Below are 15,548 nucleotides of genomic sequence, written 5' to 3'. Positions count from 1 at the left end.
GGAATGAGAGACCCCACGGAGGTGGGGCGACCGATGGATGATGCGGCGGGGCTGGCGATGCGGGGTATGGGAGCGCATCGGCCGCATGGACGATGCGCGAAGGTCAGACGAACGCGGTGTCGTCCTCGGTTTTTCCGGCCTCGCGCCGCTCCAGGATCTTCGCGATCTTGCTTTCCAGCGTGGCCAGCGAAAACGGCTTGACGATATAGCCGTCCGCGCCCGCCACGGCCGCCGCGACAATGTTCTGCCGGCGTGCCTCGGCCGTGACCATCAGCACCGGCAGCTGCTGCCGCGAATACTCCTTGCGGATCGCCTTGAGCATGCTCAGGCCGTCCATGTGCGGCATGTTCCAGTCCGTGATGACCAGGTCGTAGCGGCCTTCCCTGAGCTTGACCAGGCCCCAGGCGCCGTCAACGGCCGTGTCTACGTTCTCGTAGCCCAGTTCCGCCAGCTCGGCCCGGAGAATCCGGCGCATGGCTTCCTGGTCGTCGACCACCAGGATTCTGATATTCCTTTCCACTAGAGTCTCCCATGCACACCGTGTGACGTCGGGCCGCCGGTCGGGCGCGGCAATGCGATTTCATTGGAAGCGAAGACTAAACAATGGGTCACCACGACGCTATCGCACAGAAGTTGTAGATAGTTTCCCGTATGAGGGCCATTTGGCGTAACTCTTTGCGGGGGTCCGCTGGGGCACGGCAGGCCGCGATCCCGGCGCCTTCGGCGGGCCCCTGGAATCGCGTGAAGCCGCGCATGCTACCCGCCTCCCGGCGCTATGCCAAGACCTCCCGGCGCGGGGACGTCGACCGTTGCGTACACACAGCGACGGCGTGCGCATGCATAAGGGGCCACGACCGCGGCGGCATAGTAGAATCGGCCAGTCTCCTTGGCTCCATTGCCCTTGCCCCCTTGCCTGAACTGTCCCCACCCCGCATGCCGGAAGAAAGAAAGAGTCGCGCCGAAACGATCCGCTCCGCCATCGAGCAGGAAATCCTGTCCGGCAAGCTGCCCAGCGGCAGCCAGATCGACGAACAGCAGCTGCTGTCGCGGTTCGGGGTGTCGCGCACGCCGGCCCGCGAGGCACTGATCCAGCTGGCGTCGGCCGGTCTCGTGGAACTGGTGCCGCGGCAGGGCGCGATCGTGTCGTCGATCACGCTGCGCGAGTACGTGGCGATGAGCGAGATCCTGGTGCAGCTCGAATCGCTGGCCGCGCAGCTGGCCGCGCGGCGCATCTCGCCAGGGCAGCGCGAGGCCATGCAGGCTGCCCATGCGGACTGCGCCGAGGCGGCCGAGCGCCTGGACCCGGATGGATACCGCATGGCGAACGACCGCTTCCACGCGGTCATCTACGAGGCCTGCTGCAACGAGATCCTGAGCCGGCAGATCCGCACCATGCGCGCGCGGATGCGTGGCATGCGGGATCTGCGCTTCGAGAAGCCGGCGCGCATCCGGGCCTCGTTGCAGGAGCACGGCGCCGTGATGGAAGCGATCCTGCGCGGCGACGAGGAGGCCGCGGCCCAGGCCATGGTGCGCCACATCGCCACCGGCGGGAACGTCTATGCCGACATGATCGCGGCGATGCCGCCGGAGGCGGGCAGGCCGCGCCGCTGAGGCGGCGGCGCCGGCTTGGTTTGGCGCCTCAGTCCAGCTTGACGCCGGCCTGCACCACGCGCTCGCGGGCGCGGGCGCCGTCCGCGGCGGCCCACTGGCCGAATTCCCGCGGCGACGGCGAGGGCGCCGCCTCGTTGCCGTTGGCCACCAGGCGAGCCCGCACGTTGGGGTCCGCCAGCACCTTGGTGGCAACCGCATACAGCTTGTCGGTGACCTCCTTGGGCATGCCGCCCGGCCCGAACAGGCCGAACCAGAACGTGAATTCGAATCCCGGCAGTCCCTGCTCGGCGAGAGCCGGCACGCCGGGCGCCACGGCCGAGGGCTGCGCCGTGGTGACCCCCAGCATCTTCACCACGCCCTGCGTGCCGAGCGGCAGCACCGACGCCGCCGTGCCGAACGACAGCTCCACGTCGCCGGCGGCCACGGCCTGCAACGCAGGCGCGCCGCCCTTGTAGGGCACGTGGGTCATCTTCACGCCCATCGCCTTTTCGAACGTCAGCGCCGCCACATGGGGCGAGCCGCCCACGCCCGACGACGAATAGTTGTACTTGCCCGGATTGGCCTTCGCCTTGGCGGCGAGCGCCTTGATATCGGCCACGCCTAGATCCTTGTTGACCGCGAGGATCAGCGGCGAGACGGTCAGCCGCGTGACCGGCGTGAAGCTGTCCGCGGTGTACTTGGTCTTGTACAGCAGCTGGTCGATCCCGTAGATCGTCGCCGTCGCCAGGCCCAGCGTGTAGCCGTCGGCCGGCGCCTGCGCCAGCAGCGTCGAGGCCAGCGTGCTGCCCGCGCCGGGCTTGTTGTCGACCAGCACGGGCTGGCCCAGCTCCTTGGACATGGCTTCGCCGACGATGCGGGCGATGAAGTCGGCCGCGCCCGCCGGCGAGTAGCCGATCACCAGGCGGATGGGCTTGTTCGGGTAGCCCTGGGCATGCCCGGCGGCCGGCACCAGCGCGAGCGACATGGCCGCCGCCGCGATGGCGCGCCCGGCGAGGCGTGGGTAGTGGAACATCGGTGTCTCCTTGTCTTGTCTTGTCTTGTTGTCGGGTGGCGCCGTGGTGCGGCCGTTTTCAGGCCACGACGCCGTCCCGCTTCCAGCGGGCCACCTGGTCCGCGTCGTAGCCCAGCTCGCTCAGCAGTTCCTCGGTCTGCTCGCCGGGATCGGGGGCGGCGCGCCCGAAGCGTTCCGGATGCGGGGCGGCCGACAGATTGATCGGCGAGCGCAGCAGGTTCAATTCGCCGAGGACGGGGTGCCGCACCGGACGCGTCATGCCCAGATGGCGCACCTGCGGGTCCTCGAACGCCTGTCCGATATCGAAGATCGGTCCGCACGGCACGCCCGCGGGATTGAGCCGCGCCATCAGCTCGGCGCAGGTGTAGCGCGAGGTGCAGCGGTTGATGGCTTCGTCCAGTTGCGCGCGATGGCGCGCGCGGGAGGCGGCGTCGCGATAGTCCGGGTCCGCCTGCAGGGCCTGCGCGTCCAGCGCCTGGCAGAAGTTCGTCCACATGCGCTCGGTGCTGGCGGCGATGTTGACCAGGCCGTCGCTGGCGCGGTAGGTGCCCATCGGCACCAGGGTCGGATGGGCATTGCCCTGCTGCGTCGGCACTTCGCCGTCCACGGTGTAGCGCGCGCCCTGGAAGTCGAGCTTGTTGAGCATCGATTCGATCAGCGACGTATGGACCCATTGCCCGCGGCCCGTGCGCTCGCGGTGGAGCAGGGCGAGCAGGATGCCCTGGCCCAGGAACATGCCGGCGGTGGTGTCCGAGATGGCGATGCCTACCCGCACCGGCCCGCGTCCCGGTTCGCCGGTGACCGAACTCAGCCCGCTCATGCCCTGCACGATCTGGTCCACGCCCGGCCGCTCGCAGTAGGGGCCGTCCTGGCCGAAGCCGGAGATGCTGGCGAGGATCACGCGGGGATTGGCGGCGCTCAGCTTGTCGTAGGTCAGCCCCAGCCGCGCCTTCACCGCGGAGCGGAAGTTCTCGACCACCACATCGGTGTTCGCGATCAGCCGGGAAAGGATGCGCGCCCCTTCCTCCGTCTTCAGGTCCACGCACATGCTGCGCTTGTTGCGGTGCAGGTTCTGCTCGTCCGAGCCGCGGCGCCGGCCCGTGACCGAGCCGCGGTCCTGCGGCGGCGGCGGCTCTACCCGGATCACGTTCGCGCCCCAGTCCGACAGCAGGCGCACGGCTGCCGGGCCAGCCCGCGCCACCGTGAGATCGAGAACGTTGTAGCCGTGCAGTGGCAGGGAAGAGGCGGTCTGGGTCATGAGGTCGTCCGGCGGATGGATAGCAAAGTATACGAACATCATCCATAAAAATACGTATACGGGATTTCCTTGATACGAAAGCGTGCGACCGACGGTAAGATGCCTGAACTTCGCGCGGGCCTTCCTGTTTCTGCGTCCCGCCGCATGACCCTGTCCGCCTGCCTTGCCACCTCCGCCAAGGAATTCGTATGCATACAATCGCAATACATATACAAAGACATGGGGGGCCGGAGGTGCTGGAGACGGTCGAGGTCGAGGTGACCCCGCCCCGACCGGGCGAAGTCCAGATCCGCCAGACCGCCATCGGACTCAATTTCGCCGACGTCTACCAGCGCCGTGGCAGCCATGGCCCGCATGCGGCGACGCCGTTCCCCATCACGCTCGGCGCGCAGGGCGCCGGCCACGTCGTGGCGGTGGGCGAGGACGTGCAGGGACTGGTGCCGGGCGAGCGCGTGGCGTATTTCCACCCCGGGGCCTACCAGGCGGTGCGGAACGTGCCCGCTTCGCGCGTGGTCGCGCTGCCCGGTGACATCAGCGAGGAGGTGGCCGGCGCGACGCTGCTGCGCGGACTGACGGCCGAATATCTGCTGCGCCGGCTGTACGTGGTGCAGCCGGGCGATTCGGTGCTCGTGCATGCCGCCGCGGGCGGCATGGGCGTGATCCTGTCGCAATGGGCCCGTGCGCTGGGCGCGACGGTGATCGGCACCGTGGGGTCGGCGGCCAAGCGCGATATCGCGCTGGCCCATGGCTGCCATCACGTGATCGACTACCGCAGCGAGGACTTCGCCGCGCGCACGCTGGAGCTGACCGACGGCAAGGGTGTGGCGGTGGTCTATGACGCGGTCGGCAAGGATGTCTTCGTGCCCTCGCTGGCCTGCCTGCGTCCGCTCGGCATGGCGATCAACTACGGCACCGCCTCGGGCGACGTGGAGGCGTTCGACCTGCAGTTGCTGCATGCGAAGTCGCTGAGCGTGTGCCGGCCCACGCTGCGCACGTTCATCGCGGACGCGGCCTCGCTGCGGCGCGGAGCCGCGGCGCTGTTCGCCGCGCATGCGGCGGGGCAGGTGCGGCTCGCCGTCGGCCACCGCTTCGGGCTTGCAGACGTGCGCGAGGCGCACCGGCAGCTGGAGGGCCGGCTGACCACCGGCGCCGTGGTGCTGATCCCCTGAACACGGACACTTCGCTCACCATCATTCCCGAAGGAGAGGGCAGGCATGAAGCTCTATCACAGCTGGTTGTCCAGCGCGTCGCGCCGCGTGCGGCTTTGCCTGGCGGAGAAGCACATCGCCTACGAGAGCGTGCCCATCGACATGCGCCGCCAGGAACATCACCAGCCCGCCTATCTGGCGATGAATCCCAACGGCGTGGTGCCGGCGCTGCGGCTCGACAACGGCGAGTCGTTGTACGAGAGCGGCACCATCTGCGAATACCTCGACGACATCCAGCCCGAGCCGCCGCTGCGCCCGGACGACGCTTACCAGCGCGCCGTCATGCGCAACTTCGTGCGCTGGACCGACGACAAGGCGCTGCCCAACCTGCTGATCCTGAACTGGAGCATCGTGTTCCAGCCGCAGGCGCAGCAGTGGAGCGATGCCGAACTGGCGGATCGCCTGAGCCGCGTGCCGACGGCCGAGCGCCGCGAGGCGTGGCAGCGCATCTCGCGGCAGCCCTATACCGACGAGGAGAAGCGCGCGGCGCTGGACCGGCTGCTGGCGCTGGTGCCGAAGATGGAGGCCATGCTCGGCGACTCGCCGTGGCTGTTCGGCGAGCGCTTCACGCTGGCGGATATCGCGGCCATTCCCTTTATCGCGCGCATCGCCGAGCTGTCGCCGGCGTCCCTGACGGCCGAGGCGGCGCCCCGCGTCGCCGCATGGTGGCAGCGCGTGCAGGCGCGCCCGGCGTTCGCCAGCGCGCGCATCGACCGCTTCGACGACGCGCTGCGCGAACGCGCGGCATAGCGGGCCCGGCTTTCCCTTCCTTCGCAACCCACAGGACTCCCATGCAGGCGACTTCTTCCCTTCCCATCCTGGAGATCGATGGCCGCGTGGCGACGATCACGCTCAACCGTCCCGAGGTGGCCAACCGTCTCGGCCCCGACGATCTGGCCGAGATCTCCCGCCATCTGGAAACGGTCAACGCGGCCGATGTGCTGGTGCTGCGGCTGCGCGGCACCGGCAAGTATTTCTGCAGCGGCTTCGATATCGGCAAGATCGCGTCGGGCCAGCGCGGCCCTGGCTTCGAGGCGATGGCCAATGCGCTGGAGGACTGCCGGCCGGTGACCATCGCGGAGATCCATGGCGGCGTCTACGGCGGCGCCACCGATCTGGCACTGGCCTGCGATTTCCGTGTGGGCACGAGTACGGTGGACATGTTCATGCCGGCGGCGAGGCTGGGTTTGCACTTCTACCAGCGCGGCATGGAGCGCTATGTCACGCGGTTGGGATTGAACGCCGCCAAGCGGTTGTTCCTGACCGCGGAGCGCATCGACGCGGACGAGATGCTGCGCTGTGGCTTCCTGACCGAGATTGCGCCGGCGGAAACGTTGCGCCAGCGGGTGGACGAGCTGACCGCCACCATCGCGGGCCTCGCGCCGATCGCGGTGCGCGGCATGAAGCAGCACCTGAACCACTTCGCGCGCGGCGTGCTGAACGTGGAGGCGCTGGCCGCGGACATGCGGCGCGCGTCGCAGTCGGAAGATATCAAGGAGGGCGCGCTGGCGTGGAAGGAGAAGCGGGCGCCGCGGTTTGCGGGGCGGTAGGGCGTTGTGGCTGTTGCCGGCGTCACCCACACCGCCGGCCCCTCTCCCGCTGGCGGGAGGGGGAGTACCCCCGCCGACATTGCATACACTGCTGCTTTACTTCCCTCCACGATCCCCCAGTCTACCTTCAGCTGATTCGGCTTGACCTCGGTCGCGCTCTTGACCGATCTTCCCCCCGATCCTTTCCATCACGCCATGATGTAACAGAGGGATCACCCAACCACGCACCATCGCTGTGAATTCGTAGGGAATAACCCTTGTCTTGGCCGAAATACATCATGACATGATGTAAGGTTCGGTTTCCCCGTTTCGCGAGGCGCTATCGGGCCGGCGATGCTCGGACATCGGCAGGCCCATTTCCGCCGCATCGCACCGCTCCGCACGAGAGCGGGCCCGTGCCGGAAAGCCCGGCTCGTGGCGCGCCGCCCGGCGCAGGCCACGACGCCATCGGCCGCGACGGGGGTTCGACAACGCGCGTCAGCCCATGCCGCGGTTCCCGGGGGAGCCGCGTCGGGCCCGCTCGCGCATTTTTTTTGGTTAGGGGACTGCATGCGCATACGAAAGCAAACCGATTTCCTGTCCGGCCTGATGTTCATCGTGGTCGGCCTCAGTTTCTCCTGGGTCGCGCGGGGCTACAGCATGGGCACGGCGGCCAGGATGGGACCGGGCTATTTCCCGTTCTGGCTTGGCATCGTGCTGGCGATCCTCGGTGTGATCGTCGCGCTGAGCAGCATGTCGCGCGAAGGCGAGAGCGATCGCATGGCGCGGTGGGACCTGAAGACGCTGCTTTGGATCCTGGGCTCGGTGGTGCTGTTCGGGCTGGTGCTGCGGCCCCTGGGCATGGTGCTGTCGGTGGTGCTGCTGGTGCTGGTGTCGTCGATGGCAAGCCATGAGTTCAGCTGGAAGGGGGCGGTGCTCAACGCGGTGGCGCTGGTCGTGATCAGCGTCGGCGCGTTCGTCTACGGCATCAATCTGCAGATGCCCGTGTGGCCAGCCGCATTCACGAACTGAGGAGCACGACAGCATGGAATTGTTCGACCACCTCGCGCTGGGGTTCTCCACGGCGCTATCGCTGCAGAACCTCGGCTACGCCTTCCTTGGCTGTGTGCTGGGCACGCTGATCGGCGTGCTGCCGGGCCTCGGCCCGCTGGCCACGATCGCCATGTTGCTGCCGATCACCTACACGCTGCCGCCGATTGCGGCGCTGATCATGCTGGCCGGCATCTACTACGGTGCGCAGTACGGCGGCTCCACCACGGCGATTCTGGTGAACCTGCCGGGCGAGTCCTCCGCCGTGGTCACCACGCTGGACGGCTACCAGATGGCAAGGCGCGGCCGCGCGGGCGTGGCGCTGGCCACCGCGGGCCTGGGCTCGTTCTTCGCCGGCTGTGTCGCCACGCTGATCCTCGCCGCGTTCGCCACGCCGCTGTCCGAACTGGCGTTCAAGTTCGGCCCGGCGGAGTACTTCTCGCTGATGGTGCTGGGTCTGATCGGTGCCGTCGTGCTGGCGTCCGGCTCGCTGGTCAAGGCCGTCTCGATGATCGTGCTCGGACTGCTGCTCGGACTGGTCGGCACCGACGTGAATTCGGGCGCGGCCCGCTACTCGTTCGACGTGCCGGAACTGACCGATGGCATCAGCATCACGGCGCTGGCCATGGGCCTGTTCGGCTTCGCCGAGATCATCGCGAACCTGGAGCAGAAGGAACACCGGGAAACCTTCACGGACAAGATTTCCGGTCTCTTTCCCAACAAGGAAGACTTCAAGCGCATGATTCCCGCCGTGCTGCGCGGCACGGTGCTCGGCTCGGCGCTGGGCGTGCTGCCGGGCGGCGGCGCATCGCTGTCGTCGTTCGCGGCGTACTCGCTGGAGAAGAAGACCTCCAGGTATCCGCAGGAATTCGGCAAGGGCGCCATCGAAGGCGTGGCCGGTCCCGAGTCCGCCAACAACGCTGCATCGCAGACGTCGTTCATTCCGCTGCTGACGCTGGGCATCCCGCCCAATGCGGTGATGGCGCTGATGGTCGGCGCGATGACGATCCACAACATCCAGCCCGGCCCGCAGGTCATGACCAGCAACCCCGCGCTGTTCTGGGGCCTGATCGCCTCGATGTGGATTGGCAACCTGATGCTCGTGGTGCTGAACCTGCCGCTGATCGGCATCTGGGTGAAGCTGCTCACCGTGCCGTACCGCTTCCTCTATCCGGCCATCCTGGTGTTCTGCAGCATCGGCGTCTACTCGGTGAACAACACCGTGTTCGATGTCTTCATGGCCGCGGGCTGCGGTGCGATCGGCTACATCTTCCACAAGCTGCGTTGCGAACCGGCGCCGCTGCTGCTGGGCTTCGTGCTGGGACCGATGATGGAAGAGAACTTCCGCCGCACGCTGCTGCTCTCGCGTGGCGACTTCACCGTGTTCGCCAGCCGTCCGCTGTCGCTGGGCCTGCTGGTCGCCGCGGCGGCGCTGGTGGCCGTGGTCGCCCTGCCGGCGATCAAGAGCAAGCGGGAAGAAGCGTTCCAGGAAGAATAGGCAGGCCGCGCACGACGGCACCTCCGCCGGATCCACGATCCGGCATTTGCATCAAGGCCCATTTCGATGGGCCTTTTTTTCGTCTGTAGTTTGTGTCGTCTCGGGTTTGCTCCCCCTTTCCCGCAGCGCGGGAGAGGGAGAACACGCCCGTCACGTTCAGGTTGACATCCCCCATCCCGCCTCACATAATCCGAAAAACAGAACAAGCGTTCTGCTGAAAAGAACGATAGCGGGAGCCACCCGCTTCGACGATGGAGGAGACACCATGCTGAACACAACCGCAGTAGCCGCCGGCGCCGCCGCCTTGTTGGCGTTGGCCGGTCCTGTCCATGCCCAGGAAGTGCTGAAGATCGGCGCGGTGGTGACGCTGTCCGGCGCGGGCGCGGCCTGGGGGCAGGGCATGCTCTACGCCGCGGAACTCGCGGCGGACGATGTCAACGCCAAGGGCGGGCTGGATGTCGGCGGCAAGAAGTACAAGGTTCAGGTCGTCGCCTACGACGACAAGTACCAGGCCAACGAAGCCGTGACCGCGGTCAACCGCCTGGTGTTCGAGGACAAGGTCAAATACCTGATCGGGCCGGTGGGATCCGCCGCCGCGCTGGCCGTGTCGCCCATCACCGAGAAGAACGGCGTGATCATGATGACGCTGGGCTTCACCCCCAAGGTCATCGGCGCGGACAAGCCCCATACGTTCCGCCCGAACCTGACGACGATGGAGACGTCGCAGCCGCAGATCGACTGGGTCGTCAAGACGCGCGGCGTCAAGAAGGTCGGGGCGCTGTTCCCCAATGACGAGACCGGCCAGCAGATCGCCGCCGATCTGGAGAAAGCCTACGCCAAGGCCGGCTCGCAGTTGGCGGCCAAGGAGTTCTTCGAGCGCGAGCGCGTGGACATGGTGCCCCTGCTGACCCGCATGATGGCCAAGGGCATCGACGCCATCGAGCTGGATGGCAACGCGCCCGGCACCGCCGGCCTGATCGTCAAGCAGGCCCGCGAGCTCGGCTTCAAGGGACTGATCATCCGCAGCGGCGGACCGTCCACGCCGGAGATCGTCAGCGTCGCGGGCAATGCCGTGACCGAGGGCATGCTGGTCAATACCACCGTGGACCCGGCCAATGCCGCGGTCAAGGCGTACAGCGAGCGCTACCAGGCCAAGTACAAGAAGCGGATGAACGGCTTCAGCCCGGCGTTCTACGACGGCAGCCGCATGCTGTTCCAGGCGATCACCACGGCCGGCACCACCGACACCGCCAAGGTCCGCACGGCGCTGGAAGGGATCAACCACTACCAGGGCATCCTGGGCACGCTGACGTGGACGGGCAAGGCCGTGTATGGCGCGGACCACCAGATCAGCGCGCCGTTCTATATCGCGGAAGTCAAGGGCGGGCAGGAAGTCATCCGCGCGCGCTGCACGCTGACCGCCTGCCAGTAACCGCGACGACGCCGCGACCACTCGGGGGCTCCACCGTGGACCTGTACTTCCTGCTCGGGCAGACGCTGACCAATGGCCTGATCGTCGGCCTGCTGTACCTGCTGATGGCGATCGGCTTCACGCTGGTGTTCGGCGTCATGCGCATCGTGAACTTCGCCCATGGCGAGTTCTACATGCTCGGGGCGTTCGCCGCGTTCCTGTGCGTGACCCAGTGGAACCTGTCGTTCTTTCCGGCCGTGCTGGCCACCTTCGCGCTGGCCGTCGTGCTGGGCTGGCTGTGCGAACTGGTGGTGCTCAAGCCGTTCCGCGGCGACGAGCTGAACGGCATGATCGCCACCATCGGCCTGGCGATGATCCTGCAGAACGGCGCGTTGATGCTGTTCGGGCCGGACCCGCAGTCGATGCCCGCCGTGGCCCAGGGGCTGGTGAGCCTGGGGCCGGTCGCGATGCCGATGTCGCGCCTGTACGTGGTGGGCGCATCCGCGCTGGTGCTCGTCGCGCTCTACCTGTTCCTGATGCATTCGCGCACCGGCCGCGCGCTGCGCGCGGTGGTGCAGGACACGGAGATCGCCACGGCGCAGGGCATCAATGCGCGCGTCATCTATCCGCTCGGCTTCGCGCTCGGCGCGGGGCTTGCCGCTACCGCGGGCGCCCTGATGGCGCCGCTCTTCTCGGTCTCTCCCTTCATCGGTTCCACGCCCGCGCTGAAGGCCTTCATCGTAGTTATCCTCGGCGGCCTGGGCAGCATTCCGGGGGCGGCGCTGGCGAGCCTGCTGCTGGGCATCGCGGAAAGCCTGGGCGGCACCTTCCTTGGCAGCAGCCTCTCCGACATGCTGATCTTCGTGCTCGTGATGGTGATGCTGGTATTCCGGCCGTCCGGCCTGCTCGGCACCCAGGAGCAATGACATGGACAAACAGGACACCATGGATACTCTGACGCGCGATGCCGCGCCGGGCCACCGTGACACCGCCACCACGGCGTTAGCGCTGCGCCGGGCGTGGCCGCTCGCGGCGGCCGCGCTGGCCGTGCTTGCACTGCCGCTGATCAGCGGCAGTTCGTTCCACCTGCACCTCGCGGTGCTGATCTGCCTGAACGTGGTGATCGTCAGCGGGCTGGCGATCCTCAGCCGCACCGGCCAGCTGTCCTTCTGCCATGCCGCCTTCGTGGGCCTCGGAGCCTATGGCTCGGTGCTCGCGGGCAAGTTCGGGGTGCCGTTCGTGCTGGCCGCGGTGCTGGGAACGGCGCTGGCCGCTGCCGTGGCCTTCGTGCTCGGCGCCGCGATCCTGCGCCTGCGGGGGGTGTATTTCGTGCTGATCACGTTCGCATTCGGGGAACTGTTCCGGCTGGCGCTGCTGGAAGGCGGCGCGGTCACCGGTGGCGCCAATGGCATCTCGAACATCGCGCCGGCGCGGATGCTGGGCATGGCGTTCGACACCCGGCAGTCGTTCTACTGCCTCGCCGCGGTGCTGGCCGTCGCCACGGTGGTCTTCCTGGCCGTGCTGTTCCGAACGCCCAAGGGCCATATGCTGGACGCGGTGGGCGACAACGCGCAGCTGGCGGAAGCCAGTGGGCTGAGCGTGCAGGACAACCGGCTGTTCGCCTTCACCCTGGGCAGCGCCTTCGCGGGGCTGGGCGGAGCCTGCCTCGCGCACTACGTGGGCTTCGTCTCGCCCGAGTCGTTCTCCACCCATGTGTCGGTCGCGGCCATCATCATGCTGGTGGTCGGCGGCCGCACGTCGGTGTTCGGGCCGCTGGTCGGCGCGCTGGTCATGACGCCGCTGCCCGAGCTCTTCCGCGGCGCGGTGCAGACGCAGAACATCCTCTACGGCATTACGTTGATCGCGATCCTGCGGTTCCTGCCGCAGGGCCTCGCGGGGTTTCGCCTGCCGCGCCGCGCGGGAGGCCGGGCATGAGCGCGCTGCTGCAGGTACGCGGCCTCTCGAAGTCCTTCGGCGGCCTGGCCGCGGTGCGGGACCTGAGCTTCGATGTGCGCGCGGGCGAGATCGTCGGGCTGATCGGCCCCAATGGCGCGGGCAAGAGCACGGCCTTCAATCTGATCAGCGGCTCGCTGCGGCCTGACGCGGGCAGCGTGTCGTTCGACGGACACGAGATCGCGCACATGGCATCGAGCCGGGTGGTGCGGCTCGGGTTGGCGCGCACGTTCCAGTCGGCGGCCGTGTATCCCCGTGCCACCGTCGCGGAGAACGTGTTTCGCGGTGCCATCTCGCGGCTGGGCGTCTCCGTATGGACGCAGATCGCCGGGCGCGCCCGCTTCCGCGCCGCCATGCGGGCCGTCGACCGCGACGTGGACCATGTACTGGACATCACCGGCCTGTCCGCCCATCGCCACACGCTCGCAGGCGGTCTGGCCTATGGCCACCAGAAGCGGCTCGGTGTCGCCATCGGGCTGGCCACGCGCCCGCGGCTGCTGCTGCTGGACGAACCCGCGGCCGGACTGAATCCAGAGGAATGCGCGGACTTCGGGCGGCTGCTGAGCACGCTGCGCGCCGAGCACAAGCTGTCGCTGCTGTTCGTCGAGCACCACATGGCGCTGGTGATGGGCACCTGCGAACGCATCGTGGTGCTGGTGCAGGGGCAGAAGATCGCCGAAGGCACGCCCGCGCAGGTCAGGGCCAACCCCGCCGTTGTCGAAGCCTATCTGGGAGCGCCCGACCATGCGCACGCTTGAGGCCACCAACATGGCCGTCCACTACGGGCCGCTCGCGGCCGTGCGCGATGTCTCGTTCACGGTGCGTGCCGGCGAGATCGTGGCGCTGGTGGGCGCCAATGGTGCCGGCAAGAGCACCACGCTGAAGGCGCTGATGGGGCTCAAGACCCTGTCGGCCGGCACGCTGCTGCTGGACGGCGAGCCGATCCAGCGCAGCAGCGCCGCGCAGCGGGTGGCGATGGGGATGGCGCTGTCGCCGGAGGGCCGGCGCCTGTTTCCGCGCATGACGGTGCTGGAGAACCTGGAGGTCGGGGCGCACACCGTCAGGCGCGCGGACGAGCGCAGGGCCGCGCTGGAGCAGGTCTATGCGCTGTTCCCGCGCGTGGCGGAGCGACGCCGGCAACTGGCCGGTTCGCTGTCCGGGGGCGAGCAGCAGATGGTGGCCATCGGCCGGGCGATGATGTCGCGGCCGCGAATCCTGATGCTCGACGAGCCGTCGCTGGGCATCGCGCCCAAGGTGGTGGCCGAGATCGCCGACACCATCGAGCGCATCAACCGGGAGGCCGGCGTATCGGTGATCCTGGTCGAGCAGAACGCGCGCCTCGCGCTGAAGCTCGCAAAGCATGCCTATGTGCTGGAGCAGGGTGCCGTGGTGCGTGCCGGCGGCGGCGCGGAACTGCTGGCCGATCCCTTCGTGCAGAAGGCCTATCTTGGTATTTGAGGCGGCACGCAACGCGCCGCCATCGTCATCCACGGAGTCATACGGAATGCAGCAGTCAGGGCAGCAAATCAAGGGCATGTTGATCGGTGGCGAGCACGTCGTCACGCCGGACACGACCTTCGACTCGATCAACCCGGCCACGGGCGAGGTCAATTTCAGGGTGTCGAGCGGGAGCGCCGCCCACGTCGATGCCGCCGTGGCGTCGGCGCGCGCGGCCGCCGCCGACCCGGCGTGGCGGGACATGCTGCCGCACCTGCGCGCCCGCCTCCTGAACCGCATCGCCGACGGCATGGAGGCGCGCGCCGACGAGTTCGCCCGGCTGCAGATGCTGGAGAACGGCAAGGTGTGGTCCGAGTGCAAGGCGCAGGCCGCGTCGGCCGCCGCCACGTTCCGCTACTACGCCGCCGTCTGCGAGACGCTGGGTGCCGAAGTCACGCCCTCGCGCGGCGACTATCTGTCGATGACGGCGTACGAACCCTATGGCGTGGTGGTCGCCATCACGCCGTGGAATTCGCCGATGACGATGGAAGCCCAGAAGGTCGCGCCGGCACTGGCCGCCGGCAACGCCGTGGTTCTCAAGCCCTCGGAGGTCACGCCGTCGGCCGCGCTGCTGCTCGGCGAGGTGGCGCTGGAAGCCGGGCTGCCCAGGGGCCTGCTCAACGTGGTGACCGGCGATGGCCGCATCACGGGCAGCGCGCTGGTCAACCATCCCGACGTGCGCATGGTGTCGTTCACCGGCGGCACGGCCACCGGGCGCAGCATCGCGGCCATCGCCGCCCAGCGCCTGATTCCGGTGGCGCTCGAACTGGGCGGCAAATCCCCGCACATCCTCTTCGACGACGCCAACGTCGAGGCCGCCATCGATGGCGTTGTCGACGGCATCTTCGAGGGCAGCGGGCAATCGTGCGTGGCCGGCTCGCGGCTGTTCCTGCAGCGCGGCATCTACGACAGGGCCGTGGCGCTGCTGGTGGAGAAGGCCAATGCCATCCGCGTCGGCATGCCGCACGATGGCGGTTCGCGCATCGGCCCGCTCGCCGGCTTCGCGCATCGCGACCGCGTTGCCGGCTTCGTCGACGGCGCGCGGCGGGAGGGCGGTCAGGTGCTGGCGGGCGGTTGCCCGCCCACGGCGCCGGAACTGGCGCGCGGCGCCTTCTATCTGCCTACGGTGATCGGCGGCCTGGACCCGCGCGCCACCGCGGTGCAGCAGGAGATCTTCGGGCCCGTGCTGTGCGTGCTGCCGTTCGACGACGAGGCGGACGTGATCGCGCAGGCCAACGGTACCGTGTTCGGCCTGGCGTCGGGCATCTGGACCGGCAACTACCAGCGCGCCTGGCGCGTGGCGCGCGCGGTGGAGACCGGACTGGTCTGGATCAACACCTACAAGCAACTGTCGATCGCCACGCCGTTCGGCGGCTTCAAGGAAAGCGGCATCGGGCGGGAGAAGGGCGTCAATGGCGTGCGGCTGTACCAGCAGAGCAAGGGCATCTACTGGAGCATGAACCCGGCCAACATGCCGTCGTCTCCCGCGGCGGGCTGAGCCTGCGCGCCGCCACCCCAGCA

General features: G+C 68.2%; 15 protein-coding genes. 12 read left to right on the top strand and 3 right to left on the bottom strand.

The genetic code is table 11. From position 1 onward, the window contains the following. Positions 1-103: 103 nt before the first annotated feature. Complete coding sequence (locus tag LDO27_RS03315) at positions 104-520, bottom strand: response regulator (RefSeq protein ID WP_222206567.1); 417 nt, start codon at positions 518-520, stop codon at positions 104-106. A gap of 413 nt (positions 521-933) precedes the next feature. Here LDO27_RS03315 and LDO27_RS03310 point away from each other — a divergent pair, with 413 nt between their 5' ends. Further along, positions 934-1,611 (top strand): GntR family transcriptional regulator, encoded by a 678-nt coding sequence (locus LDO27_RS03310; RefSeq protein WP_224039642.1) that lies wholly within the window; start codon positions 934-936, stop codon positions 1,609-1,611. A gap of 28 nt (positions 1,612-1,639) precedes the next feature. Here LDO27_RS03310 and LDO27_RS03305 read toward each other — a convergent pair whose 3' ends face one another. Both LDO27_RS03305 and LDO27_RS03300 read right to left on the bottom strand, forming a co-directional pair. Next, positions 1,640-2,623: a Bug family tripartite tricarboxylate transporter substrate binding protein gene (locus tag LDO27_RS03305; RefSeq protein ID WP_224039640.1), complete on the bottom strand. Its 984-nt coding sequence runs from the start codon at positions 2,621-2,623 to the stop codon at positions 1,640-1,642. A 58-nt stretch (positions 2,624-2,681) separates the two neighbouring features. Then, the gene (locus LDO27_RS03300; RefSeq protein WP_224039638.1) at positions 2,682-3,881 is read right to left on the bottom strand and encodes a CaiB/BaiF CoA transferase family protein; all 1,200 of its coding nucleotides are present in this window, start codon (positions 3,879-3,881) and stop codon (positions 2,682-2,684) included. 188 nt (positions 3,882-4,069) lie between these two features. Between LDO27_RS03300 and LDO27_RS03295 the strand changes: the two genes are divergently transcribed. From LDO27_RS03295 to LDO27_RS03245, 11 genes are all read left to right on the top strand, one after another. Next, on the top strand, positions 4,070-5,050 hold the full coding sequence (locus LDO27_RS03295) for a quinone oxidoreductase family protein (RefSeq protein WP_224039635.1): 981 nt from the start codon (positions 4,070-4,072) through the stop codon (positions 5,048-5,050). Between the two features lie 45 nt (positions 5,051-5,095). Then, on the top strand, positions 5,096-5,839 hold the full coding sequence (locus tag LDO27_RS03290) for a glutathione S-transferase family protein (protein WP_224039633.1): 744 nt from the start codon (positions 5,096-5,098) through the stop codon (positions 5,837-5,839). 41 nt (positions 5,840-5,880) lie between these two features. Then, positions 5,881-6,639: an enoyl-CoA hydratase/isomerase family protein gene (locus LDO27_RS03285; RefSeq protein WP_224039631.1), complete on the top strand. Its 759-nt coding sequence runs from the start codon at positions 5,881-5,883 to the stop codon at positions 6,637-6,639. A 549-nt stretch (positions 6,640-7,188) separates the two neighbouring features. After that, the gene (locus LDO27_RS03280; protein WP_222206545.1) at positions 7,189-7,650 is read left to right on the top strand and encodes a tripartite tricarboxylate transporter TctB family protein; all 462 of its coding nucleotides are present in this window, start codon (positions 7,189-7,191) and stop codon (positions 7,648-7,650) included. Between the two features lie 13 nt (positions 7,651-7,663). After that, positions 7,664-9,166, top strand: coding sequence for a tripartite tricarboxylate transporter permease (locus tag LDO27_RS03275; RefSeq protein WP_224039629.1), 1,503 nt, complete (start codon positions 7,664-7,666; stop codon positions 9,164-9,166). Positions 9,167-9,431: 265 nt separating this feature from the next. Next, the gene (locus LDO27_RS03270; RefSeq protein WP_224039627.1) at positions 9,432-10,598 is read left to right on the top strand and encodes an ABC transporter substrate-binding protein; all 1,167 of its coding nucleotides are present in this window, start codon (positions 9,432-9,434) and stop codon (positions 10,596-10,598) included. Between the two features lie 35 nt (positions 10,599-10,633). Further along, positions 10,634-11,503, top strand: a complete 870-nt coding sequence (locus LDO27_RS03265) for a branched-chain amino acid ABC transporter permease (protein WP_224039624.1) — start codon at positions 10,634-10,636, stop codon at positions 11,501-11,503. 1 nt (position 11,504) lies between these two features. Next, positions 11,505-12,512 (top strand): branched-chain amino acid ABC transporter permease, encoded by a 1,008-nt coding sequence (locus LDO27_RS03260; RefSeq protein WP_224039622.1) that lies wholly within the window; start codon positions 11,505-11,507, stop codon positions 12,510-12,512. Further along, positions 12,509-13,288: an ABC transporter ATP-binding protein gene (locus tag LDO27_RS03255; RefSeq protein WP_222206534.1), complete on the top strand. Its 780-nt coding sequence runs from the start codon at positions 12,509-12,511 to the stop codon at positions 13,286-13,288. Before LDO27_RS03260 ends, LDO27_RS03255 begins: the two co-directional genes overlap by 4 nt. Beyond that, entirely contained in the window at positions 13,275-13,988 is a 714-nt protein-coding gene (locus LDO27_RS03250; RefSeq protein ID WP_222206531.1) for an ABC transporter ATP-binding protein, read from the top strand. The genes LDO27_RS03255 and LDO27_RS03250 overlap by 14 nt, the downstream gene beginning before the upstream one ends. Before the next feature lie 46 nt (positions 13,989-14,034). Then, positions 14,035-15,525 (top strand): aldehyde dehydrogenase, encoded by a 1,491-nt coding sequence (locus LDO27_RS03245; RefSeq protein WP_377747340.1) that lies wholly within the window; start codon positions 14,035-14,037, stop codon positions 15,523-15,525. Positions 15,526-15,548 lie beyond the last annotated feature (23 nt).

The organism is Cupriavidus respiraculi (assembly GCF_914271545.1).
Lineage (GTDB): Bacteria > Pseudomonadota > Gammaproteobacteria > Burkholderiales > Burkholderiaceae > Cupriavidus > Cupriavidus respiraculi.
The sequence above is the reverse complement of the archived record's forward strand: the minus strand, read 5'-3'. Positions and strand labels throughout refer to the sequence as shown.